Raw genomic sequence first — 19,140 nt, 5'->3', positions numbered from 1 at the left:
GGGCTGCACACGGCATTTCGATGCGAAAATCAGGCTATGACACGCCTGATTTTCTCTTTCTCCCGTTTTCGCACTGCTGCACTTGCTACTTGCTGCTTGGTCGGTGCCGCATTCGCTCAAGAAGCCAATGTGCTTGGTTTGCCAGCCATCCCTCAGCCTAAGCCGGGCGCAGCAGCAGCTGGCCCAGCTAAATCCGCGTCGGCTGCACCTGAAGTCGCTGCAAGCCGAGATATCCTGGCTGGCGAACTTGGCCTACAACACAGCGCTTTGAATGGCCAAGGCCGTTTGATCATCACCACGCGTGCAATGTTTGCCACGGCGGGCGCGAAAAGTGCAGCACTCGATGCTGCTCGCGGTGTGCAACTCGAACTCAGTAAAGCCTGCGGCAAGCAATGTAAGCCAGAGAAGATGTCTGCCCCCAAAATCCTGCCCACGGGCCAAATGGAGTTTGAGCTGGCTTTTCGCCCCCTTTATCAGCACCTGAATCAAACTCAATTTCTCGCTGCTTTGCAGAGCAAACCACTTAATTTGACACCTGCACAGTTAGCCCCGCCTGCTGCCATACCAACTTCTGTTACCGCTAGCCCTACAGCCAGCGCGCCGGCGAGTACCAAAGCCAGCCCTTAAGTCCAGCTCACGAGCGTGCTCAACCGCAGCATCAAGTGCGCAAAATAAACTCCACGTTTCTACCCTCGCCCACCATGCCCTCCAACCAATACGAAACCTTCATGCGTCATGTGTTTGAGCACGGCGTGGCCAAAACCGACCGCACCGGCACAGGCACGCGCTCTGTTTTCGGGCATCAAATGCGCTTCAATCTCGCCGAGGGATTTCCTCTTGTGACGACGAAAAAAGTGCATCTCAAATCCATCATCTTGGAGCTCTTGTGGTTCCTGCGAGGTGACGGCAATGCCAATTGGCTCAAAGAGCGCGGTGTGACGATTTGGGATGAATGGGCGAACAAAGAAACGGGCGATCTCGGCCCCGTGTATGGCGTGCAGTGGCGCTCATGGCCGAAACCTGATGGCGGGCATATCGATCAAATCGCGCAAGTGGTGGATCAGCTCAAAACCAATCCCGATTCACGCCGCATCATTGTGAGCGCATGGAATGTGGCCGATCTGCCCAAGATGGCACTGATGCCCTGCCATGCTTTCTTTCAGTTTTACGTCGCGCCCGGTGACTCGCCTACGGCTCGGGGCAAACTCAGCTGCCAGCTGTATCAGCGCAGCGCAGACATCTTCCTCGGCGTGCCTTTCAATATCGCCAGCTACGCCCTGCTCACCCATATGCTTGCGCAGCAATGCAATTTGGAAGTGGGCGATTTTGTCTGGACGGGTGGCGATTGCCATATCTACAGCAACCACCACGAACAAGTGACCACACAGCTCGCACGCGAGCCCTTCGCTTACCCGCAACTCGTGATCAAACGCAAGCCGGCTTCGATCTTTGACTATGAATACGAAGATTTCGAAGTGGTGAATTATCAGCATCACGCGGCGATCAAAGCACCTGTGGCTGTGTGATCGGTGCTTGGCGATTTATGCAAATCAACCTCATCTGGGCGCAAGCCAAGGGCCGAGTGATCGGCAAAGACGGCAAGATGCCTTGGCATTTGCCTGAAGACCTCGCGCATTTCAAGCGCACGACGCTGGGGCATCCTGTGATCATGGGGCGCAAGACTTGGGATTCGCTGCCCGCGAAATTTCGGCCTCTGCCAGGGCGTATGAATGTGGTGATCTCTTCAGATGTTGCCACCCGTGAAAATTTAAAGAAAAATGGCACTTCGCCGGCACAGAATCTGCGCGAGGCGCTATTGATTTGTGAGCAATTGGGCAGCAGCGAGGTGTGGGTGATTGGCGGTGCTCAGATTTATGCGCAGGCGCTACCATTAGCGCAGAAGCTGGTGATCACGGAGATTGATGCAGAGTTTGAAGGTGATGCTTTTGCGCCAGCTGTGGATGCGTCGTGGCGTGAGACAGAACGCGATCAACTCACTGCGACCAATGGCCTGAAGCTTGATTTTGTGACTTATCAACGTGCTTGATAGATCCCATAAATACTATTAATTTAATAGCACTCTGCGCAGATTCTATAAAGGCGAAAGGCCAAAATGACTCTAAAAATTGCCACCTGGAACGTTAACTCTCTCACCATCCGTGCTCAGCAGGTTTTGGATTGGCTGGCCGCACAACCTGAAGGCGAGAAGATTGATGCGCTGGGCTTGCAAGAGCTGAAGATGACGGATGAGAAGTTTCCGTTCGCTGAGTTTGAGGCAGCGGGCTACAGCGCGCAGGTGTTTGGCCAGAAGACCTACAACGGTGTGGCTTGGCTGACTCGCAAAGACTCCGTTCAATCCGTGACGGATGTGCAGAAAAACATCCCAGGCTTCTCCGACGAGCAAAGCCGCATCATCGCCGCAACGCTGCAAACAAGCCTAGGTAGCGTGCGCGTAGTCAACGGCTACTTCGTCAACGGCCAAGCGCCAGGTACGGAGAAATTTGAATACAAGATGAGCTGGCTGCGCGGCCTGCGTGACTGGCTGCGCGAAGAGCTCGCTGCACATCCACAGCTCGTGCTCGTGGGCGATTTCAACATCACCTTCGACGACCGCGACACACACGACCCCGAAGGCCTGCGAGAGACAATTCACCACACCGAGGCCGAGCGAGATCAGTTCAAGCATTTGCTCGCTCTAGGTTTGCACGATGCTTTCAGACTCTTCGAGCAAGCCCCCAAGCTCTACAGCTGGTGGGATTACCGCGACATGGCCTTCCGCCGCAACAAAGGCCTGCGCATTGACTACACGCTGGTGAGCGATGCTTTAAAACCGAAGGTACAAAGCTGCATCATCGACAAAGCGCCTCGCAAGAATGAGCGCCCTTCTGACCATACACCTGTGGTCTGCACCTTAGGCTGAGTTAATCATCCTCAGCAGCATTGATTTCTGGAAACAGGATCTCTGTAAAGCCAAAACGCGAGAAATCTTTCACCCGCATCGGATACAAGATACCGTGTAGATGATCGCACTCATGCTGTACCACGCGTGCATGAAAGCCATCTACCGTGCGGTCTATAGTTTCACCCAGCTCGTTGAATCCTTGATAGCGAATTTTGGCGAAGCGTGGTACCGCGCCGCGCAAGCCGGGCACGGAGAGGCAGCCCTCCCAGCCGTCTTCCATGTCTTTCGCATCTGCTTGGTAGTTCAAATCAAATGCTATCGATTCAATAGCATCTCGCGCAGATTCTAAGCCGGTAATTGGGCTTTTTCCTATTGAAAATGGTGTGATCACAGGATTGATCAATACTGTACGCGGCACAGGCGGCGCATCTGGGTAGCGCGGATTGATCTGGCCGCTGCCGAAGATCACGAGCTGCAGATCCACGCCGATTTGCGGCGCGGCTAAGCCCGCGCCGTTAGCAGCAGCCATCGTGTCTTGCATGTCTTGCAGCAACGCATGCAGCTCAGGTGTGTTGAACTCACGCACGGGTTGAGCAACACGCAACAAGCGCGGATCACCCATTTTTAAAATCTCACGGATTGCCACAGCCTATGACTCCAATTACTGAGGCACGCCTTGATTGCGCATCCAATCCGCCGTCTGGAAAAAGCTCTCGCGCAGCTTGGCGCGCAAGTCTTCGGGTACGCCTGTCTCACCCATGGCGCGATCCATGCAAGCTAGCCACTCATCGCGCTCTTGAATACCAATCGGCACGTGCAGATGCCTCGCGCGCAGGCGCGGATGGCCAAATTTCTCGGTGTAATACTGCGGGCCGCCCAGCCAGCCGCAGATGAACCAAAAAGTGCGTTCGCGGGAATTTTCAAGAGAAGGAGGATGTACCTCGCGCAGCCGTGCAAACTCAGGCTCCAAATCCATCAAATCGTAAAACCGCTCGATCAGCGCTTTGACACGTTCTTCGCCGCCGATCCATTCATAAGGTGTAGCGAAGGCTGGCTTTTCTTGTATTTGCATGCTGATCTACATCTTATCGGCGCTTGTTGCCCATACCCAGCGCATCGCGGTTTTTCTCCAGCCGCTCTTTCTTGCGCAAATCCATCTTGTCCATGGCCTTTTTCTTGGTATAGCCCGAGGCATCTGCCCAAGCCCACCATACAACTGCCAAGATGAATGGCGCGGCAAAAAGATACCAATGCTCGCCCCAGCCCCATCGCCCCACGGGGCCAATCTCAAAGAATTTCAGTAACAACAAGATCACGCCAGCGGCTAGAAAATACATTGCGAGTTCCTTTTTGTGGCTATAAAGCCAGAATTTTGCACAAAAGTGGTGCGAATTAAGGGGTTTTGGCCAAGTCGCAACCGAATGTCAACCCGTTTGCCTAAAATCGCGTTATCTCCAGTGTATTGCAAGACAGCATCGGCTGTTCAAGCAAGTGTGTATTTTGAAGGAAGACAATGAAAATCCGCGCTCTAGCCCTTTTCTCTGCCGCCGCCGCTCTCATGAGCGTGCAAGCTCCTGCATTCGCTGATGCCGCTTTGGCACAAGCCAAGAACTGCATGGCTTGCCACGCCGTTGACAAGAAAATGGTCGGCCCCTCTTACAAAGACGTGTCTGCCAAATACGCTGGCGATGCGGATGCTGTGAAAAAGCTCGCCGCAGCCATCCAAAAAGGCAGCACCCCCGGCAAAGGCAATTGGGGCCCTGTGCCTATGCCAGCGAACCCACAGGTGAGCGAAGCCGAAGCCACCAAGCTCGCTGCTTGGGTGATGACGGTCAAGTAATTCTTGATTGCATCCAACAAAAAAGCCACCTCACGGTGGCTTTTTTCATGGCGCATTTGAAAATCAAGCCGCAGGCTGATCCAAATCAAACGCCTTGTGCAGCGCGCGCACGGCCAGCTCCATGTATTTCTCGTCGATCACGACCGAGGTCTTGATCTCGCTGGTGGAAATCATTTGGATATTGATGCCCTCTTCGCTCAGCGAGCGGAACATTTTGCTGGCGATACCCACATGGCTACGCATGCCGATGCCAACAATGCTCACTTTGCAAATCTTCGCATCGCCCACGACTTCAGCCGCGCCCAGCTTAGGCGTGACTTTGGCTTTGAGCAGATCCAAGGTCTTGGTGTAATCATTGCGATGCACCGTGAAGGAAAAATCTGTTTTACCTTCTTTGGAAATGTTTTGGATGATCACATCGACTTCGATGTTCGCATCGGCCACTGCGCCCAAGATGTTGTAGGCGATACCAGGGGTGTCGGGCACGCCCAGGATCGAGATTTTGGCTTCGTCGCGGTTGAAAGCGATGCCGGAGACGACGGCTTGTTCCATGTTTTCATCTTCCTCAAAAGTGATCAGAGTGCCAGATTTGGCTTCTTCATTGATATCAATATCCCAGTTCGTGAAGCTGGAGAGCACGCGCAGGGGCACTTTGTATTTGCCAGCAAACTCCACCGAGCGGATTTGCAGCACCTTAGAGCCCATGCTGGCCATTTCCAGCATTTCTTCAAAGCTCACGGTATGCAAGCGGCGCGCCTCGGGCACAACGCGAGGATCGGTCGTGTACACGCCATCCACATCGGTATAAATCAAGCATTCAGCGGCCTTCATCGCAGCGGCCACGGCCACAGCGGAAGTATCAGAGCCACCGCGGCCCAGTGTCGTCACATTACCTTCCGGGTCAACGCCCTGAAAGCCAGTGACGATCACCACGCGGCCTGCAGATAAATCAGTGCGAATGCGTTTGTCATCAATGCTTTCAATGCGCGCTTTGGTGAACGAGCTATCCGTCTTGATCGGCACTTGCCAGCCGCTGTAGCTGACCGACTCCATGCCTTCTGCTTGCAAAGCAATCGCCAGCAGCGCAGAGGAAGCTTGCTCGCCGGTGGCAGCCAGTTGATCCAGCTCACGTGAATAAGCAATACCGGGTTTGGCCGGAGAGAGCTCTTTAGCCAGTGCAAGCAAACGATTGGTCTCGCCGCTCATCGCAGAGGGCACGACCACCATCTGATGCCCAGCCCGCGCCCATTTGGCCACGCGCTTGGCCACATTGCGAATGCGCTCGGGCGACCCCATCGAGGTGCCCCCATATTTATGTACGATCAAAGCCATCTTTTGTGATTTCAAAGGCTAACAAAACGCTGTTCACAGCTGCAAACAGCAAAGCCTATGATTATAAATCGAGTCAAACTTCCGTTCGCCCTGAGCTTGTCGAAGGGTTGGGAAGCCCTAGACCGTTCCTCACTGACCCGCTCGCCTACACCTGCGCGTGACGCTTCGCCCGGCCTGTCTTCTTGATGGCGCTCTGAGCGGAATACTACGAGCTACTGATCTTTTGTAGCGATGATTGCATGGTTTGCCGCGCCCGACCGAGAAGCCATCCGTGCAAAGCATCCCGCTCCGGCGCTAATTGGCAGTGTCGCAAGCTAAAGATGCGAGCATCCTTAGCTTTTATCAAAGCAATTTCAGCAGCTAGCCGGCATATTTACGGCGTAGAGCGCTATGAATTCGATAGTTAGTAACGACACGCCAACCACCCCAATCCGCTGCGTGATGGGTCTGAAAAAACGAAGACTGTCTCGGTCGGGCGCGGCCAGCCATGCAATCATCGCTACAAAAGACAAGCAGCTCGGGAAACCATGCACCGAGTGCCTGAAAAGACAGTCCTCGGCTTTTTCGGGCACGTCACGCGGCAGGCGAGCGGGTGGCGTGCAGGCGAAGCAGCAGCCACACCAAGTCAACTAGCGATACGCCCCGCCTCAATCACCACCCGCTGATTACACTGCGCGGCAATTCCACGATCATGCGTCACCATCACCAGCGTTGTGCCGCGCTCTGCGTTGAGTTCAAACATGAGCTGAATCACGCGTTCACCAGTGGCGAAATCTAGGCTGCCTGTGGGCTCGTCAGCTAGCAATACGGCTGGCTCGACCACAAAGGCGCGAGCCAAAGCCACGCGCTGTTGCTCGCCGCCGCTCATCACTTTGGGGTAATGATTCAAGCGCTCGGCCAAGCCCACGCGCTTAAGCATTTCCGTGGCTTGCGCCCGAGCATCTTTGCGGCCAGCCAGCTCCAAGGGCAGCATCACATTCTCCAAAGCCGTTAAATTGCCCAAAAGCTGAAAGCTCTGAAACACAAAACCGACTTTCTGCGCCCGCCAAGCGGCGCGATCATCCTCGCCGAAAGCAAATAAATCTTGCCCCGCGAGCTTGACTGTGCCTTTGGTGGGCACATCTAAGCCTGCGATGATGGACAAAAGCGTGCTTTTTCCGGAGCCGGAAGCGCCGACGATGGCAACCGTTTCCCTGGCTGGGACGTTGAAATCAATATCGCGCAAAATATCCAGTGTGCCGGTGGAGTCCGTCACGCTTTTGAAAACGTGCTCCACGGAGATGATGGGATCAGACATGAATGAACTGTTAGTGGCTTTGAACAGACGACACTTTAGCGCTTTGGCGCTCTCGGTGGCGGGCCTGGGGCTATTTTTTGGCAGCGCTCAGGCGCAAAGTAAAGTAAAGACGATTGTGGTGGTGGGCGATTCGCTCAGCGCTGAATATGGCCTGCGCCGGGGCACAGGCTGGGTGGCTTTGCTGGAAAAACGCTTGGCCGAGCAAAAAATCGCTGCCAAAGTAATCAACGCCAGCATCAGTGGCGACACGACTTCTGGCGGCCGCTCTCGCCTGCCCGCCCTACTCACCCAACACAAGCCCACGCATGTGATCATCGAGCTGGGCGGCAATGATGCCTTGCGCGGCCTGCCCTTGAAGATGACGGAGGACAATTTGACCGCCATGACAGACGCGGCGCAAAAGGTCGGTGCGCAAGTGCTGCTGGTAGGCATGCAAGTGCCGCCAAACTACGGCGCGGATTATTCGGCCAAGTTTGCGAGCACCTTTGAAGCCGTAGCCAAAGCGCGTAAGACTCAGCTCGTGCCTTTCTTCCTCAAAGGCATTGGCGATTTGGCTGAGCCGCTGAAATTCTTTCAAGCAGACCGCATTCACCCCAAAGAAGAAGCACACCCGATCATGCTGGATAACGTCTGGCCCACCTTACGAAAAATGCTCTGATGGCCTTGAAGAAAATTACGGCGCAAGACGCATTAAGCGCCTTGTCGCAATTCAGCGCCATCATCGATGCACGCAGCGAAAGCGAATACGCGCTAGACCGCTTGCCCGGCGCGCTCAACTGGCCAACGCTCAACGACGCGGAGCGCCACGAGATCGGCACCTTCTATGTGCAGACCAGCGCCTTTGAAGCGAAGAAACGCGGTGCAGCGCTTGCGGCAAAAAACATCGCTGCGCATATCGAACGCGAAGTCATCTCTCTGCCCAAAGGCTGGAAGCCGCTCGTCTATTGCTGGCGCGGTGGCAAGCGCAGCGGCTCGCTCGCTTTGATCCTCTCCGAAATCGGCTTCGAAGTCACCCTCATCGAAGGCGGCTACAAAGCCTTCCGCGCGGCCATCGTTGAAGACATCGCTAAATTAGCCACCCAATTCAATTACCGCGTCATCTGCGGCCCCACAGGCAGCGGCAAAACGCGTCTGCTGCAAGGCTTGGAGCGGGAAGGCGCGCAGGTGCTTGATCTGGAAGCCTTGGCCGAGCATCGCAGCTCCGTGCTCGGCCTCATCCCTGGCACAGAGCAGCCCAGCCAAAAACAATTCGACATGCGCATCTGGCATGCCTTGAAGCAGCTCGATGCAAGCCGCACCGTATGGGCAGAGAGCGAAAGCAAAAAGGTGGGCAATGTGAGCATCCCCGATGCGTTGATGCAAGCCCTGCGCGCGAGCCCTTGCGCGCGCGTGGAGCTACCTGTGGACGAGCGCGTGAAGCTCTTGCTGGAAGACTACGATTTTTTCGTGAAAGACCCAGCGTATTTCTGCAAACGCCTCGATGTGCTGCGCGATCTGCGTGGGCATGCGGTAATCGATGCTTGGCAGCAGCAGATTCGCTCAGGCAGCCCTTCGATGCTGGCTCAGGTCGTGAAAGAGCTGCTGGAGCTGCATTACGACCCGGGCTACCTCAGCTCCACCAAGCGTAATTACCAGCAATTCGATGCTAGTTATTTAATAGCACTTAGCGCAGTCAATACGCCGGCTACAGATGGTTTTTATTCAAAAATCCGGCTGGAATGCGAAGGTATTTAACTGAGTCTTTACTAAACCGTTCGGGCTGAGCTTGTCGAAGCCCTTCGACAAGCTCAGGGCGAATGGTGTTTAGTTAACTTCATGAGTTTGTACGTCAGCGCAGCTTGAATACACATACTCAGCTCTTTCTTAGGCAGCGGCGCTTTGACATTGAGCAAAATCGCGCGATGGCCTTCAAATTCAAACTCTCGCGGAAACATGCTCCTGAAGCTATCTACCAACATCGTATTGCAGTTGAAATAGATGCCGATGTGCTCAGGCGATTTCGCCTTCCAATCCATTCGTACTGTGCTGCCGCTCTTCGTCAGCGCGGTGAGATAAGCCGGCTCGCCCCACTTCAAAGTCTCTTGCAGCTCGCCGATCTCCAGCGAATGCGCCGCCACATCAAAAATCAGCTCACGCAAAGCCAGCATTTTTTTCTTCACCACCGCTGGGTAGCGATCAAAATGCGCAGCAACTTGGGGCTGGGTAAAAGGCGACACGATCTTGCCAGTATCGCAGGTGCATGCTAGGCTACATTTGATCATTCTTGCTCACTTTGCATTCACTATGAATTCAATAGCACTTCGCGCAGATTCTATGCCGGCTATCATTGATTTTTGATCCAAAAATACACATAAAACCCATCCGGAGACACTATGCCCCAAACGCTGCCCCGCTGGCTGATCGTACTCATCACCTTGCTCACTGCAATGATCCTTTATTTCCCTTTCTGGCCAGTCGCCATCCAGCCCGTTGCCTGGGAAGTGTCAGCCAATCCTGGCTACACGGGCGCACATGCAGCGAACACAGGCTTGAGCGGTTTACAAAAAATTGATATCGGCAAAGAATCTGGCCCCGAGCACATCGCCATAGGCAAAGACGGCAAGCTCTACGCCGCAGTCAGCAGTGGCACGGTTTTGCGCATGAATCCAGACGGCAGCGAAGTGAGCACGTTCGTCAACACTGGAGGTCGCGTGCTCGGTTTTGATTTTGATGCACAGGGCAACATGATTGCAGCCAATGAAGAGAAAGGCCTGCTCTCCATCAGCCCCTCGGGCCAAGTCACGGTGTTGGCCGAAAAGATAGGAAATGATCCGATCTTGTTTGCAGATGCCGTGGCAGTCGCTAAGACTGGCAAGATTTACGTGAGCGATGCCTCCACCCGTTTTGCGCCCAAGCAATGGGGCGGCTCATTTGAAGCCAGCGTGCTCGATATCTTGGAGCAATCGTCCACAGGCCGCATCTTGGAATACGATCCCGCCACCAAAGCCATCCGCGTCGTTGCAAAAGGCCTGAGCTTCGCCAACGGCATAGCACTCTCCGCGAATGAGCGGCAAATCTTCGTCGCCGAAACCGGCAAATACCGCGTCTGGCGCATCGACGTGAACGCCAGCGATCTTGATGTGCGCACCACCAGCGGCATGAGCGGCGCCACCCACATCGTGCTTCCCAACCTCCCCGGCTATCCAGACAATTTGATGCGTGGCCTGCCCACGAAAGACGGCAAGCCCACACTCTGGGTCGGCCTCGCCAAACCGCGCAGCAAGATGCTGGATGACATGGCTGGAAAGCCATGGATGCGCAGCCTAACGATGCGCCTACCCCGCTTCCTCTGGCCGATTCCACCGAAGTACGGTCACGTGATTTCTTTCACCGAAGACGGCACAGTGTTGCAAGACCTGCAAGATCCCTCCGGCGCGTATCCTGAGACCACGGGTGTGCTGGAGACTTCAGACAGGCTCTATGTGCAGAGTTTGCATGCGGACTGGATTGGTTGGGTAAAGCGGCCTTAAGCCTCAAGTAAGAGCTTTGATGACATCCTGCGGCGCTTGCACGAGTTCAATCAACACACCCTCTCCGGCTATCGGAAACTCATCGCTGGCTTTGGGGTGTAGGAAGGTGATGTCGTAGCCCGCAGCGCCTTTGCGGATGCCGCCGGGGGTGAAGCGGACACCCTGTTTGGTGAGCCACTCGACAGCAACTGGGAGATCATCGACCCAGAGGCCGACGTGGTTCAGCGGCGTGGTGTGAACGGCGGGCTTTTTTCCGATGTCTAGCGGCTGCATGAGATCGACCTCGACCGCATGCACGCCACTGCCGATGGCGCAGATGTCTTCATCGACGTTTTCTCGTTCGCTCACGAAAGTGGATTTCACTTGCAGACCCAGCATTTCAACCCAGAGTTTTTGCAGGCGCTTTTTGTCTGTACCACCGATAGCGATTTGCTGAATGCCTAGGATTTTGAAGGGGCGCTTTGTTTCGTTAGCGTTGCTCATGATTGAAGATCTTTCATGGGAATGGTGATGGCATGCAGGCTGCGGCCTTGGGTGTCTTTGAGTTGAAGCTGGACTTCGCTTTTTGCCCAGTTCACAGCAACCAGGCCGTAATGGTTGGCTCGCACGAGTTGGCCGATGCGATTCGGGCCAGCTTCGCTCGCATTCGCCCAAGCATGTGTGAGGCCGCTGGAGGTCATCTCCCATAGCGGGTAAGGCGCTGCGATATTTTCTTTGTACAAAGCGCCAATATGTCTATCACCCGATAGCAGGATCACGCCCTGCGCTTTCGTGCGCGCGATGGTGTCGAGCAAGCGCTGGCGCTCCAGCGGCAAATTGCCCCAGCGCTCCCAGCCGTGGCCAAGCGCTAACACTTGGATGCCGGAATAGATCAGGCGAATTTGCGCCGGAATTTTGAGCTGCGCCTCTAACCATTGCCATTGCGCTTCGCCGAGCATCGTTTTTTCTGGCGATGAATCTGGGATGTAGCGCTCTTGGCCGGGTAAGCCGGGGATCAAAGGCCGGCTGAGCGTCGAGCGAAACCATCGTGTATCGAGCGTGATGATTTGGATGCGGCGCTGTCCCTCCCCGAGGATTCGTGCGTCATACAGGCCCTCGCGTGTGCGCGTTGCATGATTCTCAGGATATTTAAAAAAATCCAACAGCGCAAGCTTTGCAGCTTGCTTGCCTTCAAACTCCGCGCCGCTATCATTGAAGCCGTAATCATGGTCGTCCCACATCGCCATGAAAGGCACACTGCGCATGAGCTGCGCCATGCCTTCTTGCTTTGCGGCCAAGGCATAGGCCTCTTGAAGTTGCGCGAGCGACCAAGGCCTATCGCTGGCATACACGTTATCTCCGCCGAAGATATGAAAATCGGGCTTGTCTGAGAGGATGGTTTGCCAAATCGGCTGAGCGATTTTTTGATTGGCACAGGAGCCTACGGTCAATCGCCACATATCGCCGCCGCGCTGCAAGCTTTGAGCTTGCGCAGCTTGGCTGGCCGCGTAAAGCACAGCAGCAGTGGCTGGGATGATATGCCTGCGCTTCATGAATACTCCTGATTTAATAGCACTCTGCGCAGATTCTATGCCGGCGAAGTGCTCAATATGCTTTAAAAAAAGCCAAAGCAAGCTTATGCACGCACAATACCAGCGTCGCGCATCTGCACCCAAGCTGCTGCGAGCGATCCATTCAAATCAATCGCGCGGCATGCGGCTTCATGCACTGTGACTTCAAAGCCTGCGATGCGCGCATCCAGCGCCGTCCATGCCACGCAGAAATCTGTGGCGAGGCCGCAGACATGCACTTCTTTCAAACCACGCGCTTGCAGGTAAGCGGCCAGCCCAGTTGATGTGCTGCGATCCGCTTCTTGAAAAGCAGAGTAGCTATCCACCCCAGCATGAAAGCCTTTACGAATGATGAGCTGCGCATGGGGAATATGCAGATCAGCGTGCAACGCGGCATCTTGCGTGCCCTGCACGCAATGATCAGGCCACAGCACTTGATCGCCATAAGGCATCTTCATCAGGTCGTAAGGATTCTTACCAGCGTGACTCGAAGCAAACGAGGCATGGCCTGCGGGATGCCAATCTTGCGTGAGCACCACATTGGCAAACTTCTGCGCCAAGGCGTTGATCACTGGGACGACCTCATCACCACGCGGCACAGGCAAGCCACCGCCCGGCATGAAGCCGTTTTGTACATCGACGACGATCAATACTGCTTTTTCGCTCATTTGCAAACTCCACCTTCGCTTTTATGCGAACTCGACTATCGGCTGATCCACCGAGAGCGATTCGCCTTTGGTGGCTAAAACTTTCCCCACCACGCCATCTGCCGCTGCAAAGAGCACATTCTCCATCTTCATCGCCTCAATCACAGCGACACGCTCACCCGCCTGCACCTTCTGGCCGGGCTGCACAGCCACATCCACCAGCAAACCAGGCATCGGCGAGAGCACATATTTGCTCATATCAGGCGGCTTCTTATGCGGCATGAGCTTGTGCAGCTCAGCAGCGCGTGGCGAGAGCACGAGTGCGTCGATCTGCGTGCCGTTGTGCAGCACGCGGTAGGCCAGCGGATTCTTCTGCGTGCCACGCTCTACTTGCGCTGTGAACGGCAGGCCATTGATGCTGCCATGGATCGCAATATCGTTCAAACGCGAGTTACTATGAATTTCATAGCTGCTGCCGCTGATATTTAGCCGGGCAAAGCCCACTTTTCCTTGTATTTCTTCCACATGCACAGGCGTGTAAGCGTGCTTGCCATCCGTATCCAGCGTGATCACCACGACATCGCTCTCCAGCTTCACCTCATAGCCCGCCAGTTGCCCGCTGATGCCCGCAGCGCGTTCATGCGTCTTGCGGCGCACGAAGGCGGCAATCGCTTGCAACACCTGCGGATCATCATGCGGCACATCTTCGCTGCTAAAGCCTTTGCCATAGTTCTCCGCGATGAAGCCGGTATTGAAATCCCCGCTCACGAATTTTGGATGCGCCAGCAGCGCCGCTTGAAAAGGAATATTGCTCTGCACACCGCGAATCACAAAAGCGTTCAACGCTTCGCGCATCTTCGCAATCGCCTCGGCGCGGCTTTGGCCATGCACGATCAACTTGGCAATCATCGAGTCGTAATACATCGGGATTTCGCCACCGTCTTGCACGCCGGTATCCACGCGCACTCCTTGCAGCTCCTGCGTGTTGCCCTGCCACATGGTCTGCGCGGGCGGCGAGAAGCGCACGAGTCGCCCCGTGCTCGGCAGAAAGTTACGAAACGGATCTTCCGCATTGATGCGGCATTCCATTGCCCAGCCATTGCGCTGCACATCAGCTTGGGCCAGCGGCAGCTTCTCACCCGCTGCCACGCGAATCATCAGCTCCACCAAATCCAGCCCCGTGATGCATTCCGTCACCGGATGCTCCACCTGTAAGCGCGTGTTCATCTCCAGAAAATAAAAATCCTGATCCTTGCCCACGACGAATTCAACCGTGCCCGCGCTCTGATACTTCACGGCCTTTGCTAGCGCCACCGCCTGCTCGCCCATGGCCTTACGCGTGGCCTCGGTGATGAAAGGCGATGGCGCTTCTTCAATCACCTTCTGATGCCGCCGCTGAATCGAACACTCTCTTTCATTGAGATAAATCACATTGCCATGCGCATCGCCCAACACCTGAATCTCGATATGCCGAGGCTCTTGCACAAATTTTTCAATGAACACGCGATCATCACCAAAGCTGTTGCGCGCCTCATTGCGGCAGCTCGTGAAGCCTTCCAGCGCCTCTTTGTCGTTGTAAGCCACGCGCAGCCCCTTGCCACCGCCGCCCGCGCTCGCCTTGATCATCACCGGATAGCCAATGCCCTTGGCTATCTCCACGGCCTTCTCGGCCGTCTCAATCGCATCGTTGTAGCCTGGAATGCAATTGACCTTCGCCTCAGAAGCCAGCTTCTTCGATGCAATCTTGTCGCCCATCGCCGCAATCGAATAATGCTTCGGCCCAATAAAAATAATGCTCTCTTCCTCGCAACGCTTGGCAAAGCCTTCGTTCTCAGAAAGAAACCCATACCCCGGATGAATCGCCTGCGCCCCAGTCTGTTTAGCAGCCGCAATGATTTTTTCAGCCACCAAATAGCTCTCCCGCGAAGGCGCAGCGCCGAGCAACACCGCTTCATCCGCAAGCTGCACATGGCGAGCATCTTTATCGGCTTCGGAATAAACAGCCACGGTAGCGATGCCCATTTTCTTAGCGGTAGCCATCACGCGGCAGGCGATTTCGCCACGGTTGGCGATTAGGATTTTTGTGAACATAAGTCTTTAAGTTTTAAAAACGTGAGGTTTTTCAGCTGATTTTGGGACTGGCATTGGCACTTGCGTCGTGAAACATTCATGCTCTCTTCTTGCTATTTCGTCATCTAAGAAAGTAAGTCTTCTACGGGCTAAATTCTTGTCCTTATTAAGCGCTTTTTCACTAGCAATAGTTTCAAGCAACTCATTTCGCAGGCGCTTTAGTTGATCGCACGACATTTCTTTAAACTGAACAGTCATAGCGGTATATTCCCATGCTTACGCCACGGATTCTCTAGCTTCTTATCTTTAAGCATGGTCAAGCTGCGGCAAATGCGCTTGCGCGTCTCATGCGGCAAGATGACATCATCAATGAAGCCACGCGCGCCTGCGACGAAGGGGTTTGCAAAGCGAGCTTTGTATTCAGCTTCGCGTTCGGCAAGCTTCGCAGGATCTTTCTTTTCTTCTCGGAAGATGATCTCTACTGCGCCTTTTGCACCCATCACGGCAATCTCTGCATTGGGCCAAGCGAGGTTCACATCGCCACGCAAATGCTTGGAGGCCATCACGTCGTAAGCGCCGCCATAAGCCTTGCGGGTGATCACGGTGATCTTTGGCACGGTGGCTTCGGCATACGCATAGAGCAATTTCGCACCATGCTTGATGATGCCGCCGTATTCTTGGCTCGTGCCAGGCATGAAGCCGGGAACATCGACGAAGGTGATGATGGGGATATTGAACGCATCGCAAAAGCGGACGAAGCGTGCGGCTTTGATGGAGCTTTTGATATCTAGGCAGCCTGCGAGCACCAAGGGCTGATTGGCCACGATGCCCACGCTCTGGCCATTCATACGAGCAAAGCCGATCACGATGTTTTTGGCGTAATCGGGCTGTAGCTCGAAGAAATCACCATCGTCCACCGTTTTGAGGATCAGCTCTTTGATGTCGTAAGGCTTGTTCGGATTTTCTGGCACGAGCGTATCAAGGCTCATGTCCACACGATCTACTTTGTCACCACTCGGGCGCACAGGCGCTTTCTCTCGATTATTGAGAGGCAAATAATTGAAGAAGCGGCGCAGCATGATGAGGGCTTGCACATCGTTGTCAAACGCCAAATCAGCCACGCCACTCTTGGTCGTGTGCGTGATCGCGCCGCCCAGCTCTTCGGCTGTGACTTCCTCGTGCGTCACCGTCTTCACCACCTCAGGGCCGGTAACGAACATGTAGGAGCTGTCTTTCACCATGAAGATGAAATCTGTCATGGATGGCGAATACACCGCGCCGCCCGCTGAAGGCCCCATGATCATGCTGATTTGCGGTACCACGCCGCTGGCGAGCACGTTTTTCTGAAACACATCCGCATAGCCGCCGAGTGATGCCACACCCTCTTGAATACGCGCGCCGCCTGAATCGTTCAGCCCAATCACTGGCGCGCCCACCTTCATCGCCTGATCCATCACCTTGCAAATCTTCTCAGCATGCGCTTCAGAAAGCGCGCCGCCAAATACGGTGAAATCTTGGCTGAATGCAAAAGCCAAGCGACCATTGATCATGCCGTAGCCCGTGACCACGCCATCGCCGGGAATCTTGTTTTGATCCATCCCAAAGTCCGCGCAGCGATGCTCGACGAACATATCCCACTCTTCAAAGCTACCCTCATCAAACAACACCTCCAGCCGCTCACGCGCTGTGAGCTTGCCTTTGGCATGCTGCGCATCGATGCGCTTTTGCCCACCGCCAAGCCGCGCTGCTGCACGCTTGCTTTCCAATTGCTCCAAAATGCTTTGCATAGTTATCGTTCCTTCAATTTCATTTCTGCTGACGCTGCTGCGCCAAATAAAAAAATTCTCCAAGCGCCTGCAGCATCACCACATCTCGCCCCCAAGGCTTGCGTGATCGCGGCAAATGCCTCAGCCATGTGATTCGGGCACTGGTTTGATGCAAGATATCGGCCACTGGCCGGCTCAGTATCTGCGCGAAGTGCTCATATTTTGAGAGCAAATCTGCCCAACTCGCACCGCGCTCACGCAGCGCCCAAACAGTGGAATGCAGATAGGCCAGCATATCTCTGGCCTGCGCATGCTCAAGCGGCATCACGCTGGCTGGATCGTCTTCAAAATCAATGAACCAAGTTTGGCCTTGATGCCATAGGCAATTGCGCGCAAAGGCTTGGCTGAGCGCTTGCCCGCGCGCATGCACATGGCCAATGCCTTTTGCACCTTGCAGCCAGACATTCAAGCGCTCTTGCATTGGCATCTCGCCTTGCAACACATCCAGCAAGTTTGGCGCGCTCACATACTCCATGGCGAACCACTGCGGTGCGGCATGCAAGAGTGCTGGCACTTGCACGCCCGCTTGGCGCAGCGCGCGCAGACGTAGCACCTCAATGCCCTGTGCATTTGCCCCGCCCGGTGCAGGCGCGGCCTTGATCATAGGCAGCTTAAGCAAAGAAGCCAGCGCATTCATCAGCGCATAGCGAAACGGATGCCGCTGCTGGCGCTGCGCTTTGACCAACACCTTGCGTGAGGACAATTCAAAGGTCTGCAGCCGCTGCGACTGCCAAAACTGGCTGCGCTCAATCACGCTCACGTCTTCCGGCGTAAGTGGGGCAACTGCGGCTAAGCTCATACGCTAGCACCTTGCGGATGACTCAGTGCATCCAGCAATTGGCGCGCTGCTACCGAGGCGGGCACTTTGCCCGCCAAGACTTGCGCTTTGAGCGAAGGCAATTGCTGCTTCACAGCCGGATGCGCATCAAAGCGCTGCTTGAGGCCTGCTTCAATCCGCTCCCACATCCAGTTCACCGCCTGCTGCTCGCGACGCTGCTGCGTTTGCCCACGGCTTTGCTGATGAGCATGAAGCTGGCTCACAGTTTGCCAAAACTGCGCCACACCTGTACCCTTCAGCGCGGAGAGCTGCATGACGCGCTGAGTCGCGTCGCGCTGCGTGCTTGCATCATGCGGATCGCGGCCGTGGTTTTCGAAAATTCGCAGGCTGCTGGTGATCTGAGCTTGAGCGCGAGTCGCAGCATCAGGGTCAATATCTGCCTTATTGATCACCACCACATCGGCCAGCTCCATCACGCCTTTTTTAATCGCCTGCAGATCATCGCCGGCATTGGGCAGCTGCATGAGAACGAACATATCCGTCATCCCCGCCACAGCAATCTCGCTCTGGCCCACGCCTACAGTTTCCACAATCACGATGTCATAGCCCGCCGCTTCGCATACCAGCATCGCCTCACGAGTATGTGATGCTACGCCGCCTAGATTGCCGCTCGAAGGACTCGGACGGATAAAGGCTTTCTCGTGCATGGAAAGTCTTTCCATCCGCGTCTTGTCACCAAGAATCGAACCACCTGAAATGCTGGATGAAGGATCAACTGCCAGCACGGCGACGCGATGGTCTTTTTCAATTAAGTGCAAGCCAAGTGCTTCGATGAACGTACTTTTACCGACACCAGGCACACCACTGATGCCTAGACGAAAGCTCTTCCCCGCATGAGGGAGCAAAGCAGTGAGCAATTCATCGGCTTGCTGGCGATGATCTGCCCGTGTGGATTCAAGCAAGGTGATCGCTTTGGCCACAGCACGGCGCTGCGCCATGCTCTGTGCTGACAAAATGTCTTGTTGTATTAATTCAGTACTCACACCACACCCCGTTCAGGCTGAGCCTGTCGAAGCCTCGCCTGAGATTTTGATTTAGCAAGTTGCTGAATCTTCGCCCAATCTCCCGAGATCAGCGCTTCTTTCTTCGCTCGCGACCATCCTTTGATTTGTTGTTCAAAAGCAATCGCGGCTTCGCGAGTCTCGAATTCGCCCTGCCAGATCAGTTGAACTGGTTTTCGTATAGCGGTGTAGCCTAATTCTCCAGACTCATGTTGCTGCATACGAGACTCAATGCAATCTGTTTGACCGCAGTAATACGAGTCATCAGCACACCGAAGAATGTAGACATAAAAAGGCTTCATGGATTGCTACCGCAGACTTCGACAAG

At 54.9% G+C, this 19,140-nt stretch carries 23 protein-coding genes; 8 read left to right on the top strand and 15 right to left on the bottom strand.

The window, feature by feature from the left end; translation table 11 throughout:
* Positions 1-36: 36 nt before the first annotated feature.
* The 4 genes from KIH26_RS05155 to xth all read left to right on the top strand — a co-directional run bounded on the left by KIH26_RS05155 (position 37) and on the right by xth (position 2,920).
* Positions 37-627: a hypothetical protein gene (locus KIH26_RS05155; RefSeq protein ID WP_213443100.1), complete on the top strand. Its 591-nt coding sequence runs from the start codon at positions 37-39 to the stop codon at positions 625-627.
* A gap of 74 nt (positions 628-701) precedes the next feature.
* Entirely contained in the window at positions 702-1,526 is an 825-nt protein-coding gene (locus KIH26_RS05150; protein ID WP_213443098.1) for a thymidylate synthase, read from the top strand.
* A 17-nt stretch (positions 1,527-1,543) separates the two neighbouring features.
* The gene (locus KIH26_RS05145) at positions 1,544-2,047 is read left to right on the top strand and encodes a dihydrofolate reductase (protein WP_213443096.1); all 504 of its coding nucleotides are present in this window, start codon (positions 1,544-1,546) and stop codon (positions 2,045-2,047) included.
* Positions 2,048-2,113: 66 nt separating this feature from the next.
* Positions 2,114-2,920: an exodeoxyribonuclease III gene (gene xth / locus KIH26_RS05140; protein WP_213443094.1), complete on the top strand. Its 807-nt coding sequence runs from the start codon at positions 2,114-2,116 to the stop codon at positions 2,918-2,920.
* Position 2,921: 1 nt separating this feature from the next.
* Here the strand turns inward: xth and KIH26_RS05135 are convergent, their stop codons facing one another.
* Genes KIH26_RS05135 through KIH26_RS05125 form a run of 3 tightly spaced genes read right to left on the bottom strand, consistent with a single transcriptional unit; the run spans position 2,922 to position 4,239 of the window.
* Positions 2,922-3,548 carry a peptide deformylase gene (locus KIH26_RS05135; protein WP_213443092.1) on the bottom strand — a complete coding sequence of 209 codons (627 nt, stop codon included), beginning with the start codon at positions 3,546-3,548 and terminating at the stop codon, positions 2,922-2,924.
* Positions 3,549-3,563: 15 nt separating this feature from the next.
* Positions 3,564-3,974, bottom strand: coding sequence for a group II truncated hemoglobin (locus KIH26_RS05130; protein ID WP_213443090.1), 411 nt, complete (start codon positions 3,972-3,974; stop codon positions 3,564-3,566).
* A 13-nt stretch (positions 3,975-3,987) separates the two neighbouring features.
* Positions 3,988-4,239, bottom strand: a complete 252-nt coding sequence (locus KIH26_RS05125) for a TIGR04438 family Trp-rich protein (protein WP_213443088.1) — start codon at positions 4,237-4,239, stop codon at positions 3,988-3,990.
* Positions 4,240-4,415: 176 nt separating this feature from the next.
* Here KIH26_RS05125 and KIH26_RS05120 point away from each other — a divergent pair, with 176 nt between their 5' ends.
* Complete coding sequence (locus tag KIH26_RS05120) at positions 4,416-4,742, top strand: c-type cytochrome (RefSeq protein WP_213443087.1); 327 nt, start codon at positions 4,416-4,418, stop codon at positions 4,740-4,742.
* 63 nt (positions 4,743-4,805) lie between these two features.
* Here the strand turns inward: KIH26_RS05120 and KIH26_RS05115 are convergent, their stop codons facing one another.
* A complete protein-coding gene (locus KIH26_RS05115; RefSeq protein ID WP_213443085.1) occupies positions 4,806-6,074 on the bottom strand; it encodes an aspartate kinase in 1,269 nt (422 codons plus the stop codon).
* Positions 6,075-6,699: 625 nt separating this feature from the next.
* Complete coding sequence (locus KIH26_RS05110; protein WP_213443083.1) at positions 6,700-7,371, bottom strand: ABC transporter ATP-binding protein; 672 nt, start codon at positions 7,369-7,371, stop codon at positions 6,700-6,702.
* Between KIH26_RS05110 and KIH26_RS05105 the strand changes: the two genes are divergently transcribed.
* Together KIH26_RS05105 and mnmH are read left to right on the top strand one after the other, a co-directional pair.
* Entirely contained in the window at positions 7,370-8,029 is a 660-nt protein-coding gene (locus tag KIH26_RS05105) for an arylesterase (protein WP_213443081.1), read from the top strand. The genes KIH26_RS05110 and KIH26_RS05105 overlap by 2 nt on opposite strands.
* The gene (mnmH, locus tag KIH26_RS05100) at positions 8,029-9,105 is read left to right on the top strand and encodes a tRNA 2-selenouridine(34) synthase MnmH (protein ID WP_213443079.1); all 1,077 of its coding nucleotides are present in this window, start codon (positions 8,029-8,031) and stop codon (positions 9,103-9,105) included. Before KIH26_RS05105 ends, mnmH begins: the two co-directional genes overlap by 1 nt.
* 53 nt (positions 9,106-9,158) lie before the next feature.
* On the opposite strand, the gene KIH26_RS05095 is transcribed toward mnmH, so the two are convergent.
* Positions 9,159-9,587, bottom strand: a complete 429-nt coding sequence (locus KIH26_RS05095) for a DUF1801 domain-containing protein (protein WP_213443078.1) — start codon at positions 9,585-9,587, stop codon at positions 9,159-9,161.
* A 156-nt stretch (positions 9,588-9,743) separates the two neighbouring features.
* On the opposite strand from KIH26_RS05095, the gene KIH26_RS05090 reads away from it, so the two are divergent.
* The gene (locus KIH26_RS05090; protein WP_249660960.1) at positions 9,744-10,880 is read left to right on the top strand and encodes an SMP-30/gluconolactonase/LRE family protein; all 1,137 of its coding nucleotides are present in this window, start codon (positions 9,744-9,746) and stop codon (positions 10,878-10,880) included.
* 3 nt (positions 10,881-10,883) lie between these two features.
* Here KIH26_RS05090 and KIH26_RS05085 read toward each other — a convergent pair whose 3' ends face one another.
* From KIH26_RS05085 to KIH26_RS05045, 9 genes are all read right to left on the bottom strand, one after another.
* Complete coding sequence (locus KIH26_RS05085) at positions 10,884-11,363, bottom strand: VOC family protein (protein WP_213443077.1); 480 nt, start codon at positions 11,361-11,363, stop codon at positions 10,884-10,886.
* Positions 11,360-12,412: an alkaline phosphatase D family protein gene (locus KIH26_RS05080; RefSeq protein WP_213443076.1), complete on the bottom strand. Its 1,053-nt coding sequence runs from the start codon at positions 12,410-12,412 to the stop codon at positions 11,360-11,362. The genes KIH26_RS05085 and KIH26_RS05080 overlap by 4 nt, the downstream gene beginning before the upstream one ends.
* Before the next feature lie 83 nt (positions 12,413-12,495).
* Entirely contained in the window at positions 12,496-13,098 is a 603-nt protein-coding gene (gene pncA, locus KIH26_RS05075) for a bifunctional nicotinamidase/pyrazinamidase (RefSeq protein ID WP_213443075.1), read from the bottom strand.
* Positions 13,099-13,119: 21 nt separating this feature from the next.
* The gene (locus KIH26_RS05070; RefSeq protein WP_213443074.1) at positions 13,120-15,168 is read right to left on the bottom strand and encodes an acetyl-CoA carboxylase biotin carboxylase subunit; all 2,049 of its coding nucleotides are present in this window, start codon (positions 15,166-15,168) and stop codon (positions 13,120-13,122) included.
* Between the two features lie 6 nt (positions 15,169-15,174).
* Positions 15,175-15,405 (bottom strand): hypothetical protein, encoded by a 231-nt coding sequence (locus KIH26_RS05065; protein WP_213443073.1) that lies wholly within the window; start codon positions 15,403-15,405, stop codon positions 15,175-15,177.
* Positions 15,402-16,934: an acyl-CoA carboxylase subunit beta gene (locus KIH26_RS05060; protein WP_213443072.1), complete on the bottom strand. Its 1,533-nt coding sequence runs from the start codon at positions 16,932-16,934 to the stop codon at positions 15,402-15,404. Before KIH26_RS05060 ends, KIH26_RS05065 begins: the two co-directional genes overlap by 4 nt.
* Positions 16,935-16,953: 19 nt before the next feature.
* A complete protein-coding gene (locus tag KIH26_RS05055) occupies positions 16,954-17,772 on the bottom strand; it encodes a BUD32 family EKC/KEOPS complex subunit (RefSeq protein ID WP_213443071.1) in 819 nt (272 codons plus the stop codon).
* The gene (gene meaB / locus KIH26_RS05050; protein ID WP_249661100.1) at positions 17,769-18,749 is read right to left on the bottom strand and encodes a methylmalonyl Co-A mutase-associated GTPase MeaB; all 981 of its coding nucleotides are present in this window, start codon (positions 18,747-18,749) and stop codon (positions 17,769-17,771) included. Before meaB ends, KIH26_RS05055 begins: the two co-directional genes overlap by 4 nt.
* A 41-nt stretch (positions 18,750-18,790) precedes the next feature.
* Positions 18,791-19,114, bottom strand: a complete 324-nt coding sequence (locus KIH26_RS05045; RefSeq protein WP_213443069.1) for a GIY-YIG nuclease family protein — start codon at positions 19,112-19,114, stop codon at positions 18,791-18,793.
* Between the last annotated feature and the right edge of the window lie 26 nt (positions 19,115-19,140).

Origin of the sequence: Variovorax sp. PCZ-1 (assembly GCF_018413605.1) — a bacterium.
In the GTDB taxonomy this organism is placed as follows: domain Bacteria; phylum Pseudomonadota; class Gammaproteobacteria; order Burkholderiales; family Burkholderiaceae_C; genus JANMDU01.
The sequence above is the reverse complement of the archived record's forward strand: the minus strand, read 5'-3'. Positions and strand labels throughout refer to the sequence as shown.